20 protein-coding genes and 1 pseudogene are annotated in these 22,586 nt (G+C 55.5%); 6 read left to right on the forward strand and 15 right to left on the reverse strand.

The annotated features are described in order from the left end of the window. The first annotated feature begins 11 nt into the window (after positions 1-11). From TR2A62_RS06245 to TR2A62_RS06260, 4 genes are read left to right on the forward strand one after another with little or no spacing between them, the layout of a single operon-like run. Positions 12-1,325 (forward strand): glutamine synthetase family protein, encoded by a 1,314-nt coding sequence (locus TR2A62_RS06245; RefSeq protein ID WP_009158216.1) that lies wholly within the window; start codon positions 12-14, stop codon positions 1,323-1,325. Positions 1,326-1,383: 58 nt separating this feature from the next. Then, positions 1,384-2,067: a type 1 glutamine amidotransferase gene (locus tag TR2A62_RS06250; protein ID WP_009159588.1), complete on the forward strand. Its 684-nt coding sequence runs from the start codon at positions 1,384-1,386 to the stop codon at positions 2,065-2,067. Further along, complete coding sequence (locus tag TR2A62_RS06255; protein WP_009160842.1) at positions 2,064-3,419, forward strand: glutamine synthetase family protein; 1,356 nt, start codon at positions 2,064-2,066, stop codon at positions 3,417-3,419. The genes TR2A62_RS06250 and TR2A62_RS06255 overlap by 4 nt, the downstream gene beginning before the upstream one ends. Continuing rightward, entirely contained in the window at positions 3,416-4,720 is a 1,305-nt protein-coding gene (locus TR2A62_RS06260) for an FAD-binding oxidoreductase (RefSeq protein ID WP_009158224.1), read from the forward strand. Before TR2A62_RS06255 ends, TR2A62_RS06260 begins: the two co-directional genes overlap by 4 nt. A 6-nt stretch (positions 4,721-4,726) precedes the next feature. Here the strand turns inward: TR2A62_RS06260 and TR2A62_RS06265 are convergent, their stop codons facing one another. Then, entirely contained in the window at positions 4,727-5,689 is a 963-nt protein-coding gene (locus tag TR2A62_RS06265; protein WP_009158729.1) for a LysR family transcriptional regulator, read from the reverse strand. 103 nt (positions 5,690-5,792) lie between these two features. Here TR2A62_RS06265 and TR2A62_RS06270 point away from each other — a divergent pair, with 103 nt between their 5' ends. Further along, the gene (locus tag TR2A62_RS06270; protein ID WP_009160033.1) at positions 5,793-7,160 is read left to right on the forward strand and encodes an aminotransferase; all 1,368 of its coding nucleotides are present in this window, start codon (positions 5,793-5,795) and stop codon (positions 7,158-7,160) included. A gap of 53 nt (positions 7,161-7,213) precedes the next feature. Here the strand turns inward: TR2A62_RS06270 and phaR are convergent, their stop codons facing one another. From phaR to TR2A62_RS06285, 3 genes are all read right to left on the reverse strand, one after another. Further along, entirely contained in the window at positions 7,214-7,771 is a 558-nt protein-coding gene (phaR, locus tag TR2A62_RS06275; RefSeq protein ID WP_040821213.1) for a polyhydroxyalkanoate synthesis repressor PhaR, read from the reverse strand. Positions 7,772-7,924: 153 nt separating this feature from the next. Continuing rightward, on the reverse strand, positions 7,925-8,368 hold the full coding sequence (locus TR2A62_RS06280; RefSeq protein ID WP_040820311.1) for a phasin family protein: 444 nt from the start codon (positions 8,366-8,368) through the stop codon (positions 7,925-7,927). Between the two features lie 161 nt (positions 8,369-8,529). Next, positions 8,530-10,335, reverse strand: a complete 1,806-nt coding sequence (locus TR2A62_RS06285) for an alpha/beta hydrolase (protein ID WP_009158633.1) — start codon at positions 10,333-10,335, stop codon at positions 8,530-8,532. Between the two features lie 115 nt (positions 10,336-10,450). Between TR2A62_RS06285 and phaZ the strand changes: the two genes are divergently transcribed. After that, the gene (phaZ, locus tag TR2A62_RS06290; RefSeq protein ID WP_009157526.1) at positions 10,451-11,716 is read left to right on the forward strand and encodes a polyhydroxyalkanoate depolymerase; all 1,266 of its coding nucleotides are present in this window, start codon (positions 10,451-10,453) and stop codon (positions 11,714-11,716) included. 5 nt (positions 11,717-11,721) lie between these two features. On the opposite strand, the gene TR2A62_RS06295 is transcribed toward phaZ, so the two are convergent. The 11 genes and pseudogenes from TR2A62_RS06295 to TR2A62_RS06345 all read right to left on the reverse strand — a co-directional run bounded on the left by TR2A62_RS06295 (position 11,722) and on the right by TR2A62_RS06345 (position 22,569). Continuing rightward, positions 11,722-12,432, reverse strand: coding sequence for an alpha/beta fold hydrolase (locus TR2A62_RS06295; protein ID WP_040820313.1), 711 nt, complete (start codon positions 12,430-12,432; stop codon positions 11,722-11,724). Positions 12,433-12,469: 37 nt separating this feature from the next. Continuing rightward, positions 12,470-13,597 (reverse strand): cobalamin-independent methionine synthase II family protein, encoded by a 1,128-nt coding sequence (locus TR2A62_RS06300; RefSeq protein WP_009158682.1) that lies wholly within the window; start codon positions 13,595-13,597, stop codon positions 12,470-12,472. Positions 13,598-13,613: 16 nt separating this feature from the next. Continuing rightward, on the reverse strand, positions 13,614-14,564 hold the full coding sequence (locus TR2A62_RS06305; protein WP_009159173.1) for a cupin domain-containing protein: 951 nt from the start codon (positions 14,562-14,564) through the stop codon (positions 13,614-13,616). Between the two features lie 7 nt (positions 14,565-14,571). Next, positions 14,572-15,531, reverse strand: a complete 960-nt coding sequence (locus TR2A62_RS06310) for a polyketide cyclase (RefSeq protein WP_009160821.1) — start codon at positions 15,529-15,531, stop codon at positions 14,572-14,574. Continuing rightward, positions 15,532-16,572, reverse strand: a complete 1,041-nt coding sequence (locus TR2A62_RS06315) for a LacI family DNA-binding transcriptional regulator (RefSeq protein ID WP_009157548.1) — start codon at positions 16,570-16,572, stop codon at positions 15,532-15,534. It lies immediately after the preceding gene. Further along, positions 16,550-17,308, reverse strand: coding sequence for an SDR family NAD(P)-dependent oxidoreductase (locus TR2A62_RS06320; protein WP_009158257.1), 759 nt, complete (start codon positions 17,306-17,308; stop codon positions 16,550-16,552). Before TR2A62_RS06320 ends, TR2A62_RS06315 begins: the two co-directional genes overlap by 23 nt. A gap of 25 nt (positions 17,309-17,333) precedes the next feature. Beyond that, positions 17,334-17,973, reverse strand: a pseudogene (locus TR2A62_RS06325) (hypothetical protein). A 17-nt stretch (positions 17,974-17,990) separates the two neighbouring features. Beyond that, complete coding sequence (locus TR2A62_RS06330) at positions 17,991-18,950, reverse strand: ester cyclase (RefSeq protein ID WP_009160478.1); 960 nt, start codon at positions 18,948-18,950, stop codon at positions 17,991-17,993. Continuing rightward, positions 18,947-20,272 carry a histidinol dehydrogenase gene (hisD, locus tag TR2A62_RS06335; RefSeq protein ID WP_009157608.1) on the reverse strand — a complete coding sequence of 442 codons (1,326 nt, stop codon included), beginning with the start codon at positions 20,270-20,272 and terminating at the stop codon, positions 18,947-18,949. The genes TR2A62_RS06330 and hisD overlap by 4 nt, the downstream gene beginning before the upstream one ends. A 103-nt stretch (positions 20,273-20,375) precedes the next feature. Next, the gene (locus TR2A62_RS06340; protein ID WP_009158827.1) at positions 20,376-21,245 is read right to left on the reverse strand and encodes a carboxylesterase; all 870 of its coding nucleotides are present in this window, start codon (positions 21,243-21,245) and stop codon (positions 20,376-20,378) included. Further along, a complete protein-coding gene (locus TR2A62_RS06345; RefSeq protein WP_009159413.1) occupies positions 21,229-22,569 on the reverse strand; it encodes an MFS transporter in 1,341 nt (446 codons plus the stop codon). Before TR2A62_RS06345 ends, TR2A62_RS06340 begins: the two co-directional genes overlap by 17 nt. Between the last annotated feature and the right edge of the window lie 17 nt (positions 22,570-22,586).

Consider the following 22,586-nt stretch of genomic DNA (forward strand, 5'->3'; position numbering starts at 1 on the left):
CGGGATGCGCTATGGACGATAGCCAATACCGAACAATCCGCGTCGCATGTACCGATCTGAATGGCCAGTTTCGCGGCAAGCGCGTACCAGAAGACTATGTTCAAAAGGTTCAAGCTGGCGCCGTTCGGCTCCCTCTGTCTGTTTTGAATGTTGATATCTTCGGGGCTGATATCGAAGATAGCCCATTGGTGTTTGAAACAGGCGACAGCGACGGCGTTCTGATCCCAACCGCACGCGGCGCGGTGCCGATGCCGTGGCTTGAAACACCGTCCACATTGATCCCCACAACGCTGCAAACAGAGGCTGGCGATCCATTCGATGGCGATCCACGTCACGCGCTCTCCGGCGTTCTGGGTCGGTTCAAAGCACGCGGCTGGTCCGTGATCGCCGCAACTGAGCTAGAGTTCTTTCTGACCCAAGAAACAGCGCCGCTCGCCCCAGCGAAAAACCCGATGACAGGCAATCCTTTGGCGCAAAGTGAGATCCTGAGCCTGCAAGAGCTTGATGCGTTTGATGCCTTTTTCACGGATCTCTATGCGGCATGTGATGCGATGGGCATTCCGGCCCATACCACCACAGCAGAAAGCGGTGCGGCCCAATTCGAGGTCACATTAAATCATGGGCCCGCCATGAAGGCCGCTGATGATACGGTCCTGTTCAAACACATGGTCAAAGGTCTGGCCCGCAAACACGGAATGGCGGCAACCTTTGCCGCCAAACCCTTTGGTGCTGAGGCTGGGAACGGAATGCACCTGCATTTTTCTGTATTTGATGCGGATGGGGCAAACGTCTTTGACAATGGTGCTGCAGACGGGTCGGACCAACTGCGCCATGCCGTTGCCGGTTGTTTGTCCGCAATGGCCGCCTCGACGCTGATTTTTGCACCTCACGCCAACAGCTATTCACGGCTTGTCCCTGACGCCCATGCCCCAACCCATGTGGCATGGGGGTATGACAACCGCACGGTCGCTGTTCGCATCCCCGGAGGCCCGACTGCCGCGCGCCGGATCGAGCACCGCGTCGCAGGTGGAGACGTGAACCCATATTTGATGTTTGCCGCCGTTTTCGGCGCCACAATGAACGGCATCCAAGACGCCAAAGCCCCCACAGCCGCGACCACTGGCAACGCCTACGCCCAAGATCTCGAACAACTGGCCCCTGACTGGGACAGTGCAATCAATGCATTTGCATCCAGCCCTGACATCGCGCGGATTTTTCCAACCCAACTGATCAAAAATCTAGTGATGACCAAGCGGCAGGAAGTTCTGAAATGCGCTGACCTCTCTGACGCTGAGCTGCTCCGGTTGACGAGCGAGCTCGTCTGACCCCTTGCCGCGGCAGGTTCGCTCGGCTAGCGTTTCACCACTCAAGCAACGGTGATCTATGAAAATCGGCATTCTACAAACAGGCCACGTCCCCGAACAATTGCGTGGTGATTTCACCACGTATTCCGACATGTTCGAACGGTTCTTGGGGGGACAAGGTTTTACCTTTCAGACGTGGAACGTCGTCAACATGGATTTCCCGACCGACGCCCACCAAGCCGAAGGTTGGCTGATCACCGGATCTAAACATGGTGCCTACGAGGAACATAAATGGATTCCGTTGCTCGAAAATCTGATCCGCGACATCTATTCAAATGAACTGCCATTGGTTGGTGTTTGTTTCGGTCACCAGATCATCGCCCAAGCGTTGGGTGGCACAGTTGAAAAGTTCAAAGGTGGTTGGGCTGTCGGCCACCAGACCTACGATATGGATGGCGCGGAGATTGCTATGAACGCGTGGCATCAGGATCAGGTCACCACACGCCCCGAAGGGGCCGAGGTTGTCGCCTGCAATGACTTTTGCGAAAACGCGGCGCTGCTCTATGGCAATCGTGCGTTCACGGTCCAATGGCATCCCGAATTCGAAAGCGACTTTATCGATGGTTTGATCCGTTCGCGCGGCAAAGGGAATGTCCCTGATCCACTTCTCGACGAGGCGTCAAGCAAGCTTGAGGTGGCAAACGACAATGCGCTACTGGCGCAGCAAATTGGTGGGTTCTTTCGCAAGGCAGATCTGGCATGAGCGATTGGATAAATACCCTACCAGATGCGGCACAGGCCTATATCAAAGGCCAGCGTCTGGACGAAGTGGAATGCATCATTTCGGACCTGCCAGGCATCGCACGCGGCAAGGCCGTTCCGTCGAGCAAATTTGCACGCCAAACACAGTTCTACCTACCCAATTCGATCTATTTCCAAACGATCACTGGCGGTTGGGGCGAAGCGGCGGGACCCGAAGGATTTGTCGAGCCAGACATGATCCTGAAACCCGACATGGAAACCGCAACAGCGGCGCCATGGACGGGTGACTGGACGCTTCAGGTGATCCATGACGCCTATGACCAAGCAGGTGCGCCGGTACCGTTTGCACCACGCAATGTTCTGAAACGTGTGTGCGAGGCCTATGCCAAGCACGGGCTAATACCTGTCGTCGCACCCGAAATGGAATTCTTCCTTGTGGCGCGGAACATCGACCCGTTGCAGCCGATCGAGCCGATGATGGGTCGTTCGGGACGACCAGCCGCCGCGCGACAGGCCTATTCCATGTCAGCTGTTGACGAATTCGGGCCAGTAATCGACGACATTTACGACTTTGCCGAAGCGCAGGGTTTTGAAATCGATGGCATCACCCAAGAGGGCGGCGCAGGTCAGTTGGAAATCAATTTGCGCCATGGCGATCCGGTCAAACTGGCCGACGAGGTGTTCTATTTCAAGCGGCTGATCCGCGAGGCAGCTCTTAAACACAATTGCTATGCAACGTTTATGGCCAAGCCGATCGCGGACGAACCGGGTAGCGCGATGCACATCCACCATTCGGTCCTGGACGCGAACGGGCAGAACATCTTTTCAAATGCAGATGGGTCCGAGACAGACGCATTCTTGCACTTTATTGCGGGCCTGCAAAACCACATGCCGTCGGCGATTGCTGTGATGGCGCCCTATGTGAACAGTTACCGCCGCTATGTGAAAGACCACGCAGCACCTATCAACCTCGACTGGGGGCGCGACAATCGCACGACCGGTATTCGCGTTCCAATCTCTGATCCGGTATCGCGCCGTGTTGAAAACCGTCTCGCGGGTATGGATTGCAATCCCTACTTGGGCATTGCGGCGAGCCTCGCTTGCGGATTGCTCGGGGTTTTCAACAAAGAAACGCCCAAAGCCGAATTCAAGGGCGATGCCTATGATGGCGAAGCGCGTATCCCCTATGATCTGCGCAGCGCGATGGACCTGTTTGATGAGGCCGGTGCGCTCCAAGAAATTCTTGGTCCAGACTTTGGGCGCGTTTATTCGATCGTCAAACGGGCCGAATACGAAGAGTTCCTGCAGGTGATCTCGCCTTGGGAACGCGAGCATTTGTTGATCAACGTATGAGCCTGCTGCACCGCAATGACACAAGGGGGGCATTTCCACCCAGCTGGTACGCGGCCACAACCGATGCGCCACCGTTGCGCCCGTCACTAAAGGGTGCTGAACACGCGGATGTTTGTGTTGTTGGCGCGGGCTTTACCGGTTTGATGGCCACCCTGACGCTCGCTCGTGCAGGACGGCGTGTGATCGTGCTGGATGCCCACCGTGCCGGATTTGGCGCATCAGGTCGAAACGGTGGCCAAGTCGGAAGTGGCTTTAACCAATCGCAACAATGGATTGAAAAGCACCAAGGGCACGACGCTGCCCATGCGCTGTGGGGGATGTCCCAAGCAGCCAAAGATTTGGTGCGCGAAAACTGCGCCGCGTTCGCCGGCGATGCCCTTTTCCGTGACGGGATTGCCCATGGCGATTGGTCTGCTGCCGATTGCCGCGAAAGCCACGCAGACGCCGAATACCTCGCCAAACATTACGGGTACGACCAGATCAGCCCACTGGACGCGGCAGCATTCCAGGACATCGTTCGTACAAAGAGCTACGTAGGTGGCACGCTGGATATGGGCGCGGGCCACATCCACCCATTGCGCTATGCTGTAGCCCTAGCACGCGAAGCCGAAGCCGCGGGTGCCCTGCTCTTTGATCAATCCGAAGTGCACCACATCGCCCGAGGATCCCCGGCCAAGGTTCAAACAGGTCAGGGTCATGTGATGGCCGATCATGTCATTTTGGCCGGCAACGGTTATCTCAGCGGGATCAACAAGCCGGTGAACGCGCGCGTTATGCCCATCAACAGCTTTATCGCGGCAACCGAGCCATTGGGCGACCGTGCAGCCGAGGTTCTGTCACGCGACATCGCCGTCGCAGACAGCAAATTCGTCGTGAATTACTTTCGCCTTAGCCACGATGGCAGGCTACTGTATGGCGGTCGTGAAAGCTATGGCTTGGGTTTTCCAACAGACATTACGACGAAACTGCGTGAACGGTTCGAGGGCTTGTTCCCCCAGATCAAAGGTGCCGCCATTGACTACGCATGGGGCGGCACATTGGGGATCACAATGAACCGGATGCCTTGCGTGATGCGAGCAGGCCCAAACATTTTGTCGGCCTCTGGTTTCTCGGGTCACGGAGTGGCCCTATCGGGGTTCAGTGGTCAGGTTCTGGCCGAGGCAATCATCGGTCAATCCGACCGTTTTGACATTCTATCCGATCTGCCAATGCCAGTGTTCCCAGGTGCCGGCGCGTTTCGTGCCCCCCTGCTGACCCTTGCGATGACGTGGTACGCGATGCGTGACCGTTTGGGCGTCTAAACTCGATCAAAGCACCCGCAGCTGATCGGTCAACCACGGCATATTCGCGCATGCGGGGTCAACGATCATCTCTTGAATATGCCCCCTGAGACGCGCGGCTGTCCGTTCCGGCATATCGGCCAATATCCCCTTGCGCGCTGTCATAGAAATCCGGCGGCTCAGCGGATCAAATGGCAGCGGGATCAGATCGACTTGTGACCGGAACCGTTGCGCCCGCAACCATCCTAACGGCGTAATAATTGTCCATCCAGCACTGCCCGCGACCATCGCCATAATCGCGTGGTAGCTGTCCAATTCAAACTTGTGGGTCAGCGACAGGTTTTGCCGCGCCAAATGGCCCGCAATCTGGCGGCCCATAAACTGGCGGGTCGTGTATTGAATGAACGGCAATTTTTGCAATTCTTCGGCGGCGGTTTCAGGGTCAATGGTGCCACGTGGGACGGCCGCGACAAACGGCTCTTCGAGCAACGGATGGACCTCCATCCATTCCGCTGATGTGCCAATTTCGGCGGCCACGATGACGTCTAACGCGCGGGTATCTAGCGCGTCGAACAGATCGTGACTTGCCCCTGTTTCGAGTAGGAACTGGCACCCTTTTAGCTCGTTGCCCATGCTGGCCAGCAATCGCGGCGTGATGTCCGCATCAAAGTCTACGATCATCCCCAACCGAAATCGGGTCAGGCGCGAAAAGTCCGCCATTGCCAGTTCTGCTCGCGCATGTGCGGCCTCGTTCAGGATTGTATTGGCACGGCGCAGGAACATGTCGCCTGCGGGGGTTAGCTTCACAGGGCGAGCACTGCGATCCAGCAGGGTTGTTCCAATCGCCGCCTCAAGGTTGGTCAGTTGTTGTGACACTGTCGCAGGTGATGCGCTGACCCGACGGGCCGCTGCCGAAATCGACGCCTCTTCTGCCGTAGCGACAAAGACTTCGATACCCCACAATGTAATTCGTCCGGGCGTATCCGCCATCTTGTATCCCTCAAATCGACTTGGGGCACGCTACGGTGATTGCACCTGCACTGCAACGGGTGCAAGACTAGCGGAAACGTCAGAGCACCGTAGGGAGAGACCGATGCCAGATGATGCAGTCAACAGTTGGGAAGCCCGCGCGGATGCGCATTCCTTTTATGGTTTTACAGATCTGCCCACGATCAAAGATCGCGGTGCCACGATCCTAACCCACGGCGAAGGGCCCTATGTCTATGACGTGCATGGGACAAAGTTTCTGGATGCCAACTCTGGTCTCTGGAATATGGTCGCCGGTTTTGATCACCCCGGCCTCGCCGAAGCCGCCAAGGCCCAATACGACCGTTTCCCAGGATACCATGCATTCTTTGGACGGATGTCGGACCAGACGGTCATGTTGTCTGAAAAACTGATCGAAGTTTCTCCGTATGACAGCGGCAAAGTCTTCTACACAAACTCAGGTTCCGAGGCGAATGACACACTGGTCAAAATGCTCTGGTTCTTGGGCGGTGCCGAGGGCAAGCCGCAACGGCGTAAGATCATCACGCGCAAGAATGGCTACCACGGCGTGACAGCCGTCTCCGCTTCAATGACAGGCAAGCCATACAATTCAGTGTTCGGACTGCCGTTGGACGGCTTCTTGCACCTCACCTGCCCACACTACTGGCGCGAAGGGCGCGACGGCGAAACCGAAACCGAGTTCACAGCCCGCATGGCCCAAGAGCTTGAGGATATGATCGCCGCCGAAGGCGCCGATACGATCGCCGCCTTTGTTGCAGAACCCGTTATGGGCGCAGGCGGAGTGATCCCACCATCCGAAGGGTATTTCCAAGCGATCCAACCGATCCTGAAGAAACATGGCATCCCGTTGATCTCGGACGAGGTGATCTGCGGTTTCGGTCGCACAGGCGAGACATGGGGTTGCGAGGCCTATGATTTTGTACCCGACGCCATCATTTCATCGAAAAACCTGACGGCTGGCTATTTTCCGATGGGTGCCGTGATTTTGGGGCCTGAATTGACGGACCGGCTGCAGGCCGCATCAGAGGCGATCGAAGAATTCCCGCACGGGTTTACCGCATCTGGCCACCCAGTCGGCTCTGCCATTGCCCTGAAAGCAATCGATGTCATCATGAATGAGGGGTTGATCGACAACGTCCGCGCGCTGACCCCAAAGTTCGAAGCGGGATTGAATTGGCTCGCTGAGAACCCCAACATTGGCGAGGCACGTGGCAAAGGCCTGATGGGTGCGGTCGAAGCAGTCGCCGACAAAGCGACCAAGACTCCCTTTGCCAGTGATCTGTCGGTCAGCGAACGCATTGCAAACACATGTACGGATCACGGACTGATCTGCCGACCTCTCGGGCAGGCCGTCGTGTTGTGCCCAGCATTTATCATGACCGAACCGCAAATGGACGAGATGTTTGAGAAATTGAACAAGGCGCTGATACAGGTCTTTGCAGACGTCACCTAGATCAAAAACAGGACATCCCTAATCATAGGGATGTCCTGACGCTGTTTTGTTGATTACTTGCCCAGCTTCGAAAGCTGCTCTTGCAACGCGGCAAGCTGGGTTTTGATGTCGGTCAGATCATCTGTCTCTTTGGCCTCGGAATTATTGGCTTCTGCTGCAGGTGCAGCCGCCCCCATCATCCCGCCAGTCATTGCCTTGATAAACGCCTGTTGCTGCGCCTGCATTGCATCGAACCCAGGCATTTTCGCCATCGGGTTAATGTCGCCAATGCTCTCCATCGCTTTGGATTGACCATCGCGCAGCATGTCAAAACTCATCTTCAAAAACTGCGGCACGACGCTTGTCGCTTGGGTCGTGTAGCTACGAACGAGGTCGTTCAGCACACTAACAGGCAGCACGCTTTCGCCACGGCTTTCATGTTCTGCAATGATTTGAAGCAAGTATTGGCGGGTTAAATCGTCGCCTGATTTGAGATCAACGATCTGAACCTCGCGCCCTTCACGGATAAAACCCGCAATATCTTCGAGCGTTACGTAATCGCTGGTTTCGGTGTTGTACAAACGGCGGCTTGCATATCGTTTGATCAACAAAGGTGTATCAGTGGCGGCCAAATCCATCTCTCCCAAATCGGATTCTTGCCGATTGTTTCGGCGTTGCAGAATAGTCTACGCCGCGTTTGCACAAAAAGAAAGGGCGAGCCTTGGGAGGAAGGCTCGCCCTTGAATGGACAGATCGCGAGGGAGGACGCGATCGCTATCCTAAATTTACTTAACTGTTGCTTTCTTCGCAGCAGCAGTCACGTCGTCAGTTGCTTTCTTGACAGCGGCAGTTGCCTCTTCCGAGATGTCTTTGCCTGCTGCGAGCATTAGCTCAACAGTTTCCATCTGAACTTTTTTCGCGATTTCAGCGAACGCAGCCATGTGCTCGGCAGCGGATTCAGCGGATGCAGAAGCGAAGTCAGTGACCGACTTGGCGTAGTCAGCAGGCTCAGCTTTTGCTTTGGTCAGATCGCCCATCTTTGCGATTGTCTCTTTTGTCCATTTTGTGGACAGCTCTGCGGATTTCCCAGCAGCTGTCAGCGCAACGCTAGACATTTTCTCGTTCAGGGTAACCTGAGTTTTGAAAGCGTCTTCCATTGCTTTTGTGTCCACTGGGAATGAACCCATTACGTCTTTGAATACAGCGGTGAAATCTTGTGTTTTAGCCATTGGTCAATCTCTCTCGGTGCTATGTGAGATCCGTCGGTCTGGTGTTCGGCTTGGCTCACGTTTCTGCGTCTGCAAACTATATGCATATTGCAGTGCAGCATTTCAAGATATTTCTGCCGCGCCGCAGCAAAATTCTTGGGAAAGACCGTATTTACAGTGATTTAACTAGTTGAACCTTTGAGGACATAGGTCCCTGGCGCGTCTCCTAACGCAGGATCATTGCTGGCATTTGGCGCGCGAGCCGCCTGTTTTGCACCAGAAATCTGGGATAACCATCCCTCCCAACGGGGCCACCAAGACCCATCATGCCGCATCGCAGCATTTTGCCAGTCAGTGCTGTCTGCATTCAGATCAGTATTGGTGTAGTGCCCATATTTCTTTTTTGACGGTGGGTTTACAATCCCTGCGATATGGCCCGACTCCGACATAACAAAGGTCTTGTTGTTCGATCCCATCTGCTGCACGCCACGATAGCTGGACGTCCAAGCCGCGATATGATCCGTCTCGCAAGCAATCGCAAAGAGAGGCACATCCACATCAGACAGGTGCAAGGTTTCTCCGCAAATTTCGATCCCACCATCGGCAAACTGATTGCCCTGACAAAGGCCGCGAAGGTACTGAACGGCCATTCGCGCTGGCAGGTTGGTGCTGTCCCCATTCCAATACAGCAGATCAAATGCGGGGGGCGCCTGCCCCATCATGTAACTCTTGATCGCTGGGCCATAGATCAAATCCTTGGCGCGCAGGAATGAAAATGTACGCTGCATAAAGAACGAATCGAGCAAACCGGTCCTCAATGCCTCTTGCTCGATACCGTCTACAAAGTCGTCATCCAGAAACACGCCGACTTCGCCCTGATCGGAAAAATCAGTCATCGTAGTAAAGAACGTGGCGGATTTGACGGATGTGTCGCCGCGCTTTTTCATCAACGCCAGGGTCATTGACAAGGTAGTACCAGCAATGCAGTAGCCAATCACGTTGACCTGATCGACGTCGCAGATCGTTTTGACCTCGGATATCGCGGTCATGAACCCGTCGGTCACATAGTCGTCCAATGACACGTCGGCATAACTAGTGTCTGGGTTCACCCACGAGACGACAAACAACGTATAGCCCTGCTCAACCACCCATTTCACAAAGCTATTCTGCGCTTTGAGGTCCAAAATGTAGAACTTGTTGATCCAAGGTGGAAAGATGACCAACGGCGTCTCGTGCACCTGCTCGGTCGTTGGCGTGTATTGAATAAGCTCGAACAATCGGTTGCGGAACACGACCTTGCCGGGCGTTGTGGCGAGGTTTTCACCAACCGTAAACGCATCCTTATCCGCAAGAGTGACCTGAAGCTCGCCTTGGTTCGCTTCAAGATCGGACACCAGATTTTCGAGACCATCAACGAGGCTCTGCCCCTCGGTTTCAACCGCACGGCTCAGCGCGTCGGGATTGGTCGCCAGAAAATTGGTAGGGCTGAACATATCGAGGATTTGCTGACCAAAGAAATCGAGCCGTTTCTTGTCGCTTGGCTCTAGCCCTTCGATGCCAGTCATAGCCTCCTGCACCGCGCAGCTGTTCATCATGTATTGCTGTTTGACGTAGTTAAAATAGGGGTGCGTTTCCCACAGGGGGTTGGAAAAGCGTCTGTCCGACGGTGTTGGATCTTCTGGCGCCTCTAGCTTGCCCTGCGCCAATTGATATTGTGCCTCTACGTAATGCTTAAGCGTTTGCCCCCAGTAGCCCGCCTGCTGCTCAATCATCTTGGTCGGGTTCTCCATCATTTCCGCAAAATACACAGACGCGGCCTTCATATACAGCGCTTGGCTCGGCCCTTGGAGCGCCTCTGGCACCTCACGTTTGTGGTTCAATACGGTGACCAAACGTTTGGACAGCTGCTCCATCTTTTCGATATTTGCCTCTAACCGCTCGTTTTCATGACTTTCGGCGTTATTTTCATCGGTTTCTTTAGTTGTCATATCGACTCCAAGCGCCTACCGTGCAGTTGCAGCATTTTTCCTATCAAGGTGTGAAGAGGAAAACTACTGTCGTGTCATAAGACACTATCGCAACAACCATGTAAAAGGTTCACCCATGAAGTATATGCTGACCTACGACTTTATGGAAACCATTCGAAATACAAATCAATGGTTAGGCGCATCTGTTCACGCATTGGGCAGTTATCCCGCAATGAGCCTGTTTCCTAATCCCGCTGCGGAATGGATGAAGGCATGGGGCGAAGTCACCGAACGTACGTTTGCGCGTATGGTCGTGAAACCCGATTGGAACCTACCAACGTTTACCGGCCCAAATGGCAATGACCGCACGGCACGTGCCGAGGTCGTCGTCGCCCGCCCGTTCGGCGATCTTTTGCATTTCAAGGTTGAGGGCCGTCGGGAAAAGGCGCGCCGTGTTTTGCTGGTGGCACCGATGTCCGGTCACTATGCAACATTGCTGCGCTCGACTGTGATCAGCCTCTTGCCCGATTGCGAAGTGTTCATCACCGATTGGCATAACGCGCGCGACATTCCTGTCAGCGCCGGCAAATTTGATGTTGAGGACTACACGCTTTACCTCGTCGATTTCATGAAAGAGTTGGGAGCCGACCTGCACGTGATCGCTGTGTGCCAGCCTGCCCCGCTCACTCTTGTGGCGACTGCGTTGCTGGCCGAGGACTACCCAGACGCACAACCACGGTCGTTGACCCTGATCGGTGGCCCAATTGATCCGGATGCGACACCGACCGACGTCACGGACTTTGGCAACCGCGTCACAATGGGGCAGCTCGAGGAAACGATGATCCAGCGGGTCGGTTTCAAATACCCCGGCGTCGGTCGCAAGGTCTATCCCGGTTTGCTACAGCTCGCCTCGTTCGTGTCGATGAATGGCGAAACGCATACCAAAGCGTTCACCGATCAAATCTCGCGCGTTGCCAAAGGCGAAGCATCCGAGCACGACAAGCACAACAAGTTCTATGATGAATACCTTGCCGTGATGGACATGACCGCCGAGTTTTACCTGTCGACAGTTGAACGCGTGTTCAAAGCTGGCGAAATCGCAAAGAACGAATTCACCGTTGCAGGCCGCATGGTCGACATTGGCAAGATCACGACCGTTGCGGTCAAAACCGTCGAAGGTGAAAAAGACGACATCTCGGCCCCTGGCCAATGTGTTGCAGCGCTCGACTTGTTGACCGGCCTGCCCGACAGCAAAAAGGCATCTCATGTCGAACCCGGCGCGGGTCACTACGGCATTTTTGCTGGCGGCAGCTGGCGGAACAATATCCGCCCATTGGTTCTGGAATTCATTGATGCGAACAGTGCCTCACCGATGCCAGCAAATTCAAACACCGCTGCCTGACGTCGTTACTGCAGCACCAAAGGCTGCGACATCCAACGACGGATCGACGCAATGACCTGTTCCGGCTGCTCAAGCGTTGGCAGATGACCTGCATCTGCAATCACCTCAAGACGTGCATAGGGGATCAACTCAGCCATAAACGTATGGCGCTTGACCGGGCACAGCGCATCATGTTCGCCGCACAGAACGAGCGCGGGCATCTTGATTTTACGCAAGGTGCTTTGCTGATCTCTACGCCGCTGCAACGCGCGGCTTTGCCGAACAAAAACCTCGGGGCCCAAATCCTGCGCCATTTCCATTACTTGGCGTAGAACCTCGGCGCGGTGTGGACCAGGCGCCAAATAGTTCGGCTTCATCTCGTCACGCATCACATCCGTCAGCCGACCTGTCTGCGCGGCGATAATCTGTGGCTCGCGCGCGGCAGCATACTGCGGGGTTTCTGCCAGCGGGTTGGTATCCATCAGTGCGACACGGGTCACGCGGTCTGGCGCGCGGCGCAAAACCTCCATCGCGACGATGCCGCCCATGCTGAGACCGGCCAACGCAAATTTGGCTGGCGCGGCAGACAAGACATCCGACGCGATCTCTTCGATACGCTCACCCCGTGTGATCGGCGCAACCATAACCGGCATGTCCAAAGACAATGCATTGATCTGCGGCTGAAACAGCCGTGCGTCACACATCATGCCGGGTAAAAAGAGGATCGGTTCAGTCATAGCCAACACTTAGCAAATTTTGCCGTTCGTAAAACCGCTAAAACGCCTGTCCGACCGCTTTTGCTCCTGCACTCAGTGCTGAGAGTTTTGCGTAAGCAATTTCTGGATCAACGGCACCGTACCCTGCAAAGGTCCCGAAACCACAATCTGACCCGGCAATCACACGGTCCGCCCCAACAATATCGACAAATCGCTGCACGCGCTGCGTCACCAAATCGGGATGTTCGACAAAGTTCGTGGTGGTGTCGACGACACCGGGAACCAGAACTTTGTTGTCGGGGATTTCGGATTTTCGGTCGCGGAACACGGCCCATTCGTGGGCGTGGCGCGGGTTTGATGTCTCAAACAGGATCTGGCTTGCACCGACGCCCATCAAGGTGCTGAACACTTTGTCCATATCGATGTCACAAACGTGCGGCCCCTCGTAGTTGCCCCAACAAATATGCACGCGCACGCGGTCTGGATCGACCCCATCCAGTGCATAGTTCATCGCCTCGACATGGCCCTGAGCAATCTTGAGAAACTCTTCGTCCGTCAGGTCTTGGAACAGCATGTGCCGCGACAATGCGAGGTCTGGGCAATCCAATTGCAACATTAGGCCGCTGTCTACGATCGTGCGGTATTCTTCCCGCATCGCATCCGCCAAAGCGCCCAAGTATTCTTCTCTCGTGTTGTAAAAGTCGTTTTGCAAGAACAGCGAGATCACCCCAGGTGAGGCCGCGTTCATGAAACCTTCGGACGCCCCATGTTCGGCCATGCCTGCTTTGAGGTTCGCGATGTCTTTTTCTAGTTCGCCCTGCCCTTTGGATTTCACTTCGCCCACACACACAGGGCGCGCATAGGTCGGGGTCCCGCCGTCATCGGCCAAACGTTCGAGAAACGTCGGGAACAGTGTCAAATCAGCAGGAGCATTGCGAGGACTGTCGCCATCGAAGCCCGTGTAGCGATCTTTGACATAGGTGGCGTAGCTGATTTTCGACGTCTCGCCGTCGCTGACAACATCAACGCCTGCCTCAACCTGACGGCGGACAGTTTCAGAACACGCCTCGGCCATAACTGCATCAAATTCAGATTGATCGTAGTCCTGACCATTTTCACGAGCAAAGATGAAATCAACGACTTTTTGTGTGCGCGGCAGGCTGCCGACATGAGTGACTTTTACCATTTTCGATTTTCCTTGTTCATTCTGTCCATGTCGATCCGGCAGCATCATCTGTTGCACGAATTCGGTATAGCGCCGCATCGCCCGTCATCGCGGGTGTTACGCTGCGCGGCATGTTGGGCGGCACTGCCATCGTGTCACCCGGGGCAAGGACAGTTTCGCCCCCATCCCACGTCACACGCCAGTGACCCGTCATTCCCATCAACACCTCGTGCTGGTTCGCATCATAGGGCGCGTCCGAAATCGACGAGCGGCTCAAGAATTCAACTTCGAAACCCGGCTTGTCTCGTAGCATCGCGTTCTCCCCAATGACCTGTGCGGGCTGCTTGTCGCTCAGCGCCATCATATCGAGATAGCGGGCGACATAGTGCGGCACGATATCCAACGTTGTCGGCTCAGGATAGCCATCCAATTCGGCTTGAGTCAGAATCGGCATCGAGGCCACATCCTCGGGCAGGTTCACACCTTTTTTTCTGTCGTAAAGTTTGCCGTTTTCACCAAGAACAAGACCATGATCCTTGGCGTCTTCGATCACTTGAGGGGCCCAAATCACGCCGCCACCGGCATCATCGCCACCAAGGATCGCCATGATCATTCCGTAATCAGTACCGATGTTTTCAAATCCACGGAAAATGCCGGTTGGGATGTTAAAGATGTCCCCCTTTTCCAATGTCACTTCGCCCGCATCACCATTGCGCCCCCAGAAAAACCTCCAGCGGCCCGACAAGACAAAGAAGACCTCGGCGGTGCGGTGGGAATGCAGAGAGTTCCGACACTTGGGCGGCTGACCAGCGGCACCGATATTAAACCCGATCTGATCCGAGATATGCACGTGTTGATCGGCACTCTCTGAGACGCCACCGCCAATGATCGTAAAGTTCTCTTTTTGATCGGACCCCGGTGTGTGCGCATCGATAAATGCGGTTTTGCACGGCCTCAGGTCGCCATATCTGACAATCCGCTCTTGCATGATGTCTCTACCCTTCGTGTTGCGCGATCTGCATCCAGATCGCTGTCTCGTCTAAAATTGTATATTCGCGGCGCAGCCCCCAAGGGCCAAACTCGGCATGGCTGATCCCCATGATGTGCACAGGCGCGCCTGTTGGCGCACCGTAGGTCCCCCAGCCGTCATGCGTTCCGTCCAGCGACCAACGCACTGCCGCTCGGGGCGGCATCATTGGATCTTCCCTGCCGATTTGGTGATTGATCTTGAAGGTCGCCGATGGAAACGACGACCGCAGCCCTAGCCAAAAGCTATCGGCGTCATTGTGCCCGACTCCCCGAATGCCACCCGCATAACACAACGCTGCGGCGCGATCCCATTTCGACGGAATAACCGAAAACTCTGCCTGCATAATGCGGCTCAAATGGCTGCTAAATGTTGCGCCCCATTCGTTGTCATTTCCGCGCCCCATGTACGGGCCGTCGATGTCAATCGCAGGGGTAAACGGCGTGGCTTTGCCAGCCATGATCTTTTCTCGCGCCCATGCCTTGGGATCCAACCCCAACCCGCGCACGATCGCACCGTTGTCACGCACCAACCATTCATCGCTAATCTGGTTGTCCTTGGCATAACAATCAGCCATCGCATAGGTCGCGATCTGACGGCCTGATGCTTCGCCGAAAAATCCGTCACCGAGATGGGTGGCAGTTGACAAAATACGATGGGACGACAGCATGCCATCTTCTGGCGTCCCGCTCCAAATCACATCTTCGCCCAACAACGTCCGGTCAGGAAACTCTACCAACGTTGCCATCGTAGCTGCGGTCATCGGCTTTTCACCGATACCAACGCCCGTGATCGGCGTGCGCACAATGACGTCTTGGGCATAGTACTGCTCCATCCGCTCGCCCAAACCCCGATCCTCCCAAATCTCTTTGGTGATCCCAATAATGTAGTCTGGGAAATCTTTGAATTTATTGTCAAAGCCACGCATTTAGAATTCTCCTTGAACGGCTCGCGTTGAACTGCGTCGTTTCAATTCAACATTAATTTCGACACGCTGTCCGGCGCTGTCTGTATCTTCAATTCTCGCCAACAGCTGTTTGACAACGGCTGCGACCATTCGGTTTACGGGTTGGCGGAGGGTCGTCAAATCATACGAAGGCCAGGCCGCCATCGGCACATCATCAAACCCGATAATGGCAACGTCATTGGGCACGCTCAGGCCCATTTGGCCGCGCAACATATCCATTGCGGCCATTGCCATGTGATCATTCCCAACAAAAATCGCATCGACGTGGTGCTCTTCGACCATGGACTGCGCGGCATTCGCCGCTGCTTCTCGTTCGTAGAGGCCGTCTCGTTCGGCAGCCAATGCAGCACCCATTTCAAGCAACTGATTTACAAACCCATCGCGGCGGTCCCGCCCCGTGCTCGACCCCATCCACCCTGTGATCATGCCAATCCGTTGGTGGCCTGCATCAACAAAGGCACGCGCGGCTAATGCCCCACCTGCACGGTTGGTTGATACAACTTGTCCAAGCCCTTGGCCCTCTTGGCCACGATTAAACAACACCACGGGAACACCAGCATCCGCGCAGCGCTTGGTCAGGACATCTGACATCCCCAAGCTCGCCGCGACAATCCCGTCGACGCCATGCGACATCAACGCTTCGAACACCCGCTCGACTTCCTCCGCGTCTTGGTTCCGCATCATGAACATCATGATGTGGTAGCCGCGCTCTTGCAGGCTGTTGGACAACCGTTCAATCGCATCTGGGTAAAAGGGGTTATCAAGATACGCGACGACCAGTCCGATAATCTTGCTCCGGCCTGTGATCAACGACCGCGCAATGACGTTGGGGCGGTAGCCCAACGCATCTGCAGCCGCGCGCACCTTTGCGCGGGTTTCGGCGCTGGCCGAAGCCCCCGAAAACACGCGGCTGACAGCAGATTGGCTCACGCCCGCTCTGGCTGCGACCTCTAGGGACGTCACCTTATTTTCGACGGGTTTAGCCAGCGGTCCAGCCCCCATCGATCAGGATAGACGTGCCAGTAATCAACGCAGAGGCGTCGCTGGCCAAAAAGAGCACTGCACCCATGATGTCTTCGACCTCGCCAATCCGGTCGAGTTTAATCTTGGACTTGATCCACGCCACCTTGTCCGGATCGGCAAAGGTTGGAGCCGTCAACGGCGTTTTTACGAATGTAGGACAGATCGAGTTAAACCGGATGTTGTGCGGCCCAAGGTCGATCGCCATTCCTTTGGTGATACCCTCGATCGCATGTTTGGTGCCGCAATAGACCGCCCGTTCCTGACCACCGACATGGCCCATCTGACTGCTGATCTGAATGATCGAGCCGCCCTTTCCAACCATGCCCTTGGCCGCGATTTGCGCCAGAAAATACGCCGACCGAAAGTTCAGGTTAGACACCGCGTCAAAATCTTCTGGGGTGGTATCAAGCGTATGCGTATGGCGTGCGACACCAGCTGAGTTGCACAAAATATCAAATGGCTCTTGGCCTTCGTAGAACGACTGGATCGCAGAGATATCCGAGACATCGAGAACGGCGGCCTCAGCGGAAAAGCCCGAGTCATTTATCGCCTGTGCGGCTTGGGACGTTTGATCAACCCCACGCGCAGCGATTACCACATGCGCACCGGCCTCAGCCAATGCCACAGCGCACCCCAAACCGATACCGCGCGACCCACCGGGGACAAATGCACGGCGCCCGTCCAACCGGAACGATGGTGTTTGTGGAAGGGTCATAGGATTGTCACCTTTGCATACGTGTTCAAAAATTAAAATAGGCCTGCGATGCAGCGCTGGCAAGCCCTTTGAAGACAAGGAAATCTTCGTACCGCCGCTGACGGCTGGCAAGCGGTTCAGACGCCGCATCACCAGCCCGCAACAACCGACCAAGCGGCGCTATGTAGCTAGAAATGCTACGGCGCGGCGCGGGGCGCCATGCAATATTGAACGCGGCGAGTTTTGGGAAAAACCACAGCTCGGAATACGGCAAATGGTCGTGGATCCACCACGCGAGATCACGCCAATCGCGACCCGCCTCGTATTGATCAGCAAACCACGGGATCACGATACTGGCCCCAGCCACACGCGCATCACCGGTGTGGTAATCCCAAATATGGCATTCCTCGGGATAATCATTGCGCGCACAATTCAATCTATGCTCGTTCCCAAAGGCGTTGAGCGCCGCTGACCGGTAGCCAGACCGCACGGCCACCCGACCAAAGGTTTCTTCGAGCGGGTCCAAGAGCTCTTGGCAAAACACCGATCCGGTTTCGATCGCCAAATCCGGATTGTCAGGAATATTTTGCAGCTGATGAATATTGGCAATCTCTGAGTAGAGAAATTCGCGCATAAAAAAAATACTTACTCAGTCGCACGCGGCCCAAAGTCTCGAGGCTCCACATGCTTTGTGGGCGTCGCATTATTGTAGCTCCCGCATCCGCGCGAGCACATCGACACCCAGCTGATTGTAGACATCCAGCAGATCTACAAGAACCCAATTCTCACGGATCATGCCGTCCTGAACCCGCCAAAAATCTAGGCTGCGCATCGTGATGCGTTGGCCATCCGTTGGCATGCCAAGCCACCCCCCGCCTGTCAGCGTCATGTGCATTCCCGGCCAAGCGGTAAAGCCAACATAGTCACCCTGAGCAAAAGCATGCCCGCCATGCGGGTCGCCCACGCGGTCGGGCATTGCGTCCAAAAACGGAATTTGATGATGCTTGCGAAACCCATGGATCCCACGCGCGGTACCGATACCGGCAGGGCCATACCAGCTACAGTGAGGATGCCAAAACGCATTCAGTCGCATCGCGTCGACCCCGTCGTTGTTGTACCTAAGATGGGTGAGCATTTCGATCACCACATCCATCGCAGCCGTGCCGTCACCACTGATTGCTAGCCCGTCTTGGGTGATTGGGGACAGCGCCTGCCAACTGCGGCCCAACGCAGGGGCGAGCGGCCAAACGCCAGCTTGCATCATCAACTCTGGCAGATCCCACAGCGCCTGAACTTCGACACAGCGACCACCTTCGAACCGGTAGAATTCATGATACCGCATCGCGACCATGCGGCCGGTGCCGGGTATACCCAAGAATGGCCCGTCAAATCGCCCCGCATAATGCCCGCACACCCCGACCCAATCCGCGCCTTTCGGTGTGGTGCCTTGCATCAGTATCATATCCCGACGCTCTAGATCAGGGATCGCAGCAAAAAGCGGCGCAAAGGCTTCATCGACCAAGCCCTGTGGGCCAACCAGTGTTTCAAAGGGGTGAGCCAGATGAACAACAGCGCCTGGTGCCATGAGATCAGACATCGCGGTACGGACAGCATCCAGCCCGCCGTCAAAGGCCGTTACGAGTGACGCAATGCGTTGCTTCACTCGGCGGCCTCGCGGTGTTTGGCCCCCTCGCCATACGGGACATTGATCCCGCCGTAGCGGCGCACCCTAACATTACATTGCTCTGCATGTCCGACGAACCCTTCGAGCATACACAAACGGCTGCCGTATTCACCGATCATTGTGGCCGCCTCGTCGGTTAGAACTTTTTGATAGCTGTGGGTCTTGAGGAACTTTCCAACCCATAGACCGCCCGTATAGCGACCCGCCTTTTTGGTGGGCAATGTATGGTTGGTGCCAATCACCTTGTCGCCATTCGCGACATTGGTTCGCGCCCCGAGGAACAAGGCGCCGTAGCACGTCATGTTGTCGAGGTACCAATCATCGCGGTCCGTCATGACTTGGACATGCTCGGACGCGATATCGTCGGCAACCGCGAGCATTTCATCGTGGTCAGCACAAAGGATCACCTCCCCGTATTCGTCCCAAGACACAGACGCCGTGTCAGCAGTCGGCAAAATCATTAGAATGCGGTCAATCTCGGCCAATGTATCCTCGGCCAGTTTGCGCGAATGTGTGACCAAGACACAGGGACTATTATAGCCATGTTCTGCCTGTCCCAAGAGATCTGTCGCGCAAATCTCGCCATCCACCGTATCGTCGGCGATAACCATGGTTTCCGTCGGACCTGCGAAGAGGTCGATACCAACACGCCCAAAAAGCTGCCGCTTTGCCTCGGCCACATAGGCATTGCCAGGGCCAACGATCATGTGAACTGGATCAACAGTTTCGGTGCCAATTGCCATTGCACCGACAGCTTGGATGCCGCCCATGACGTAGATCTCGTGGGCACCACCCAGATGCATAGCCGCAATCACCGCAGGGTTCGGTTTTCCATTGAACGGCGGTGTGCACGCAACGATACGCGGAACCCCTGCAACACTGGCGGTCGCCACAGACATATGGGCAGACGCAACCATCGGGAATTTACCACCCGGCACATAGCAGCCGACCGATTGCACGGGGATATTTTTGTGTCCCAGGATCACACCGGGCAAGGTTTCGACTTCGATATCCAGCATCGAATCCCGCTGCGCTTGGGCAAAATTACGCACCTGTTCTTGAGCGAATTCAATATCAGCCAGCTCGCGCGGTGACAGCTGAGCGATCAGCGCGTCAATATCAGCTTGGCTCAACCGAAAGCTCTCGGGTGAATAACTGTCAAACTTTTCAGACAATTCGCGCACTGCCACATCGCCGCGTGTTTCGATATCCGCCAATATGGCCTCGACCGACGCGCGGACCTTGGCGTCGTCTTGGGCACGCTCGGCCGCCGCTTTGGACGTCTTGAGATATTCTGCCATTGTTAAATCCCCCTGCCTTGATGCGAGAATCCGCACGATACGACAGGTACTTTGCCGTGGTGATTTTCAAACATCAACACAAAATTGCATACGTATGCAAAAATCAAAGCTGACCGATAAATCTTAGGATTGCTTCAGATAGCGGTTTGGTTTGCGATGGGCTGAACACATCGCCTGCCACGAGATGCCCCATTGCATCATCATCAGGGCCCATAACCAGTTTATGCTCAATTGCAGATCCGCCCCAACGTAACGCAATTTTTTGCGTCATTTTAGCGCTGACTACCGTGTCTGCCTCGCAATACCCAAAGAACGCGGGCGTCTTGATCTGATCGACGCGGATTGCCCTGCAGGCTCGCATCGCGTCCGCCATTGTGAAAACGGCAACTGTTGGATAGCTCGTCGTCCAGAACTTTTCATGCATTTCAGAATGCCCCTGAAATGTCCGGTTTTTGCCCAACAGGACAGGTGCCCACTGACGCGTCAGCGGCGCGTTGATCAAGGTGTTGATAACTGGGTGGGCAAGCCGGTAGTTCGGAGAAATAAAGACAGACGCTTTGATCCGTTGGGCATTTGGGGCCAACGCTTGGGTGACCATCGTCCCACCGGTCGAGCACGAGATAACAATCACCTCGTTCCCAATCGCACGCCCGACATCAATGGCCTCAATGGTGTCACGCAGCCATTCATCTGCTGTGGCACGCCCCATCGCAGCACTATCCTGACCATGTCCGGCAAGGCGCGTAAAATGCAGGTTCGCGGCCAGCGCATTCGCGATCAAATCTGGCAGCGGCCTCAATTCTTCTGAACTGGCCGAAAATCCATGCACGAAAACGACAGAAACTGGGGTCTTTGATCGATCTTCATTGGCCCACAACACACGCTTTTCGCAATCATGCCGCAACGCGGGCACACCACGTTCCCGCATTTCCAAATATGCGTCGATGGCTGTTGGATCACTGGGTGGCTGCATGATGTACCGCAGGTTTGTAGATTTTCAGGATGAACAGCACCGACACTGCCAGAATGACAGCAGGCGCTAGCGTGGCGGCGGCCTGCAATGTGGCCAGAGCATCCGCACTCTGCGCGACCTTTTCGCCCCGCGCCTCATGCCATCCCGCAAACCCAAGGATCAGCGACAAGACAAGCGGCCCAAACGCGTTAGCGACCTTCTGCCCGAACAACCAAATAGCCGAAAACGCGCCCTCGATGGCCTCACCGCTTTGGCGGCGCGTGACATCCATCAGGTCTGGGTAGATCGCCCAAGGGATCTGTTGGTAGGCCCCATTCGCTAGTCCCACACATAAGAACACGAGAAAGACGAGGCCGAGGTTTCCTGACGGCAATGCCAAGAAGACGCCGATCAGCACCAAAACATATAGCATTAAACCCAAGCAAAGGGCCGCGACTTTGCCCAAACGCCCAGACAAGAAAACCCAGATCGCTTGCGATAGGATTGATCCCACTACGAATGCGGCAAACATCAAGCTCTCCATAGGAAGGCCCGTGGCCGACTGCGACAACGGCGAATTTCCTGGATCATTGATGAGATACAGCGCGGCAAATGGAACCGAGGCCGTCAAGATCGCGATGCCAAGGGTCATAAACCCATACAATGCGACCAGAATGACAAACGGCCTGTTCGACAGAACCAAACGCACCATGCCCATGAAGTGCTCTGTCGAGGGCGTCAAAATTCGTGGCGCCTTGCGCGTCAAAAAGACGGACAACCACACTGCTATGACAATCACCGGCGCAAAGATGACCATTGCAGAGGCGTGGCCCATCGCAGCAGCAAAAGCGGGGATTAAAGCCCCACCAACCAAAATGCCGACGCTCGCAAATCCCATGCGCCAACCTGTCATGGCGGATCTTTCGCGCGGATCTTGGGTCATTTCACCAGCTTGCGCACCGTAAGGGATGGCAATCATCGTAAAGCCGATCGTTGCCACGACGAAAAATCCACAGACCCACGCTAGATTGCCCGATGTCTCTAACCTTTGAGGAACCGAGAACAGCGCGACCAACGCAAGCGCGAGAACCACCGCCCCTGCCATCATCCAAGGTGCGCGCCGGCCCCACCGCGTGTTCGTCTTGTCGCTGAGATATCCGATCATTGGGTCCGTAAAGATATCGAACAGCAAGACACCGGTCGTCATGATCCCTGCCAACGCGATCGGAACGCCGAGGTATTGGGTTAGAAACGCCAGCACCAAGAGCTGTTTGGCCACGACAAAGACGTTCACGCCCATATCGGCCAGTCCCCAGCCCGCCTTTTGTGCAATGCTCAATGCCATGTTGTTGTCCCTCCCAA

Origin of the sequence: Thalassobium sp. R2A62, assembly GCF_000161835.1 — a bacterium.
GTDB lineage: Bacteria > Pseudomonadota > Alphaproteobacteria > Rhodobacterales > Rhodobacteraceae > Thalassobium.

Excerpts from the sequence above, each read along its gene's own strand:
- TR2A62_RS06245 (WP_009158216.1), top strand. The coding sequence starts at position 12 with ATGGACGATAGCCAATACCGAACAATCCGCGTCGCATGTACCGATCTG.
- TR2A62_RS06250 (WP_009159588.1), top strand. The coding sequence starts at position 1,384 with ATGAAAATCGGCATTCTACAAACAGGCCACGTCCCCGAACAATTGCGT.
- TR2A62_RS06255 (WP_009160842.1), top strand. The coding sequence starts at position 2,064 with ATGAGCGATTGGATAAATACCCTACCAGATGCGGCACAGGCCTATATC.
- TR2A62_RS06260 (WP_009158224.1), top strand. The coding sequence starts at position 3,416 with ATGAGCCTGCTGCACCGCAATGACACAAGGGGGGCATTTCCACCCAGC.
- TR2A62_RS06265 (WP_009158729.1), bottom strand. The coding sequence starts at position 5,689 with ATGGCGGATACGCCCGGACGAATTACATTGTGGGGTATCGAAGTCTTT.
- TR2A62_RS06270 (WP_009160033.1), top strand. The coding sequence starts at position 5,793 with ATGCCAGATGATGCAGTCAACAGTTGGGAAGCCCGCGCGGATGCGCAT.
- TR2A62_RS06280 (WP_040820311.1), bottom strand. The coding sequence starts at position 8,368 with ATGGCTAAAACACAAGATTTCACCGCTGTATTCAAAGACGTAATGGGT.
- TR2A62_RS06285 (WP_009158633.1), bottom strand. The coding sequence starts at position 10,335 with ATGACAACTAAAGAAACCGATGAAAATAACGCCGAAAGTCATGAAAAC.
- phaZ (WP_009157526.1), top strand. The coding sequence starts at position 10,451 with ATGAAGTATATGCTGACCTACGACTTTATGGAAACCATTCGAAATACA.
- TR2A62_RS06295 (WP_040820313.1), bottom strand. The coding sequence starts at position 12,432 with ATGACTGAACCGATCCTCTTTTTACCCGGCATGATGTGTGACGCACGG.
- TR2A62_RS06300 (WP_009158682.1), bottom strand. The coding sequence starts at position 13,597 with ATGGTAAAAGTCACTCATGTCGGCAGCCTGCCGCGCACACAAAAAGTC.
- TR2A62_RS06305 (WP_009159173.1), bottom strand. The coding sequence starts at position 14,564 with ATGCAAGAGCGGATTGTCAGATATGGCGACCTGAGGCCGTGCAAAACC.
- TR2A62_RS06310 (WP_009160821.1), bottom strand. The coding sequence starts at position 15,531 with ATGCGTGGCTTTGACAATAAATTCAAAGATTTCCCAGACTACATTATT.
- TR2A62_RS06315 (WP_009157548.1), bottom strand. The coding sequence starts at position 16,572 with ATGGGGGCTGGACCGCTGGCTAAACCCGTCGAAAATAAGGTGACGTCC.
- TR2A62_RS06320 (WP_009158257.1), bottom strand. The coding sequence starts at position 17,308 with ATGACCCTTCCACAAACACCATCGTTCCGGTTGGACGGGCGCCGTGCA.
- hisD (WP_009157608.1), bottom strand. The coding sequence starts at position 20,272 with ATGGCAGAATATCTCAAGACGTCCAAAGCGGCGGCCGAGCGTGCCCAA.
- TR2A62_RS06340 (WP_009158827.1), bottom strand. The coding sequence starts at position 21,245 with ATGCAGCCACCCAGTGATCCAACAGCCATCGACGCATATTTGGAAATG.
- TR2A62_RS06345 (WP_009159413.1), bottom strand. The coding sequence starts at position 22,569 with ATGGCATTGAGCATTGCACAAAAGGCGGGCTGGGGACTGGCCGATATG.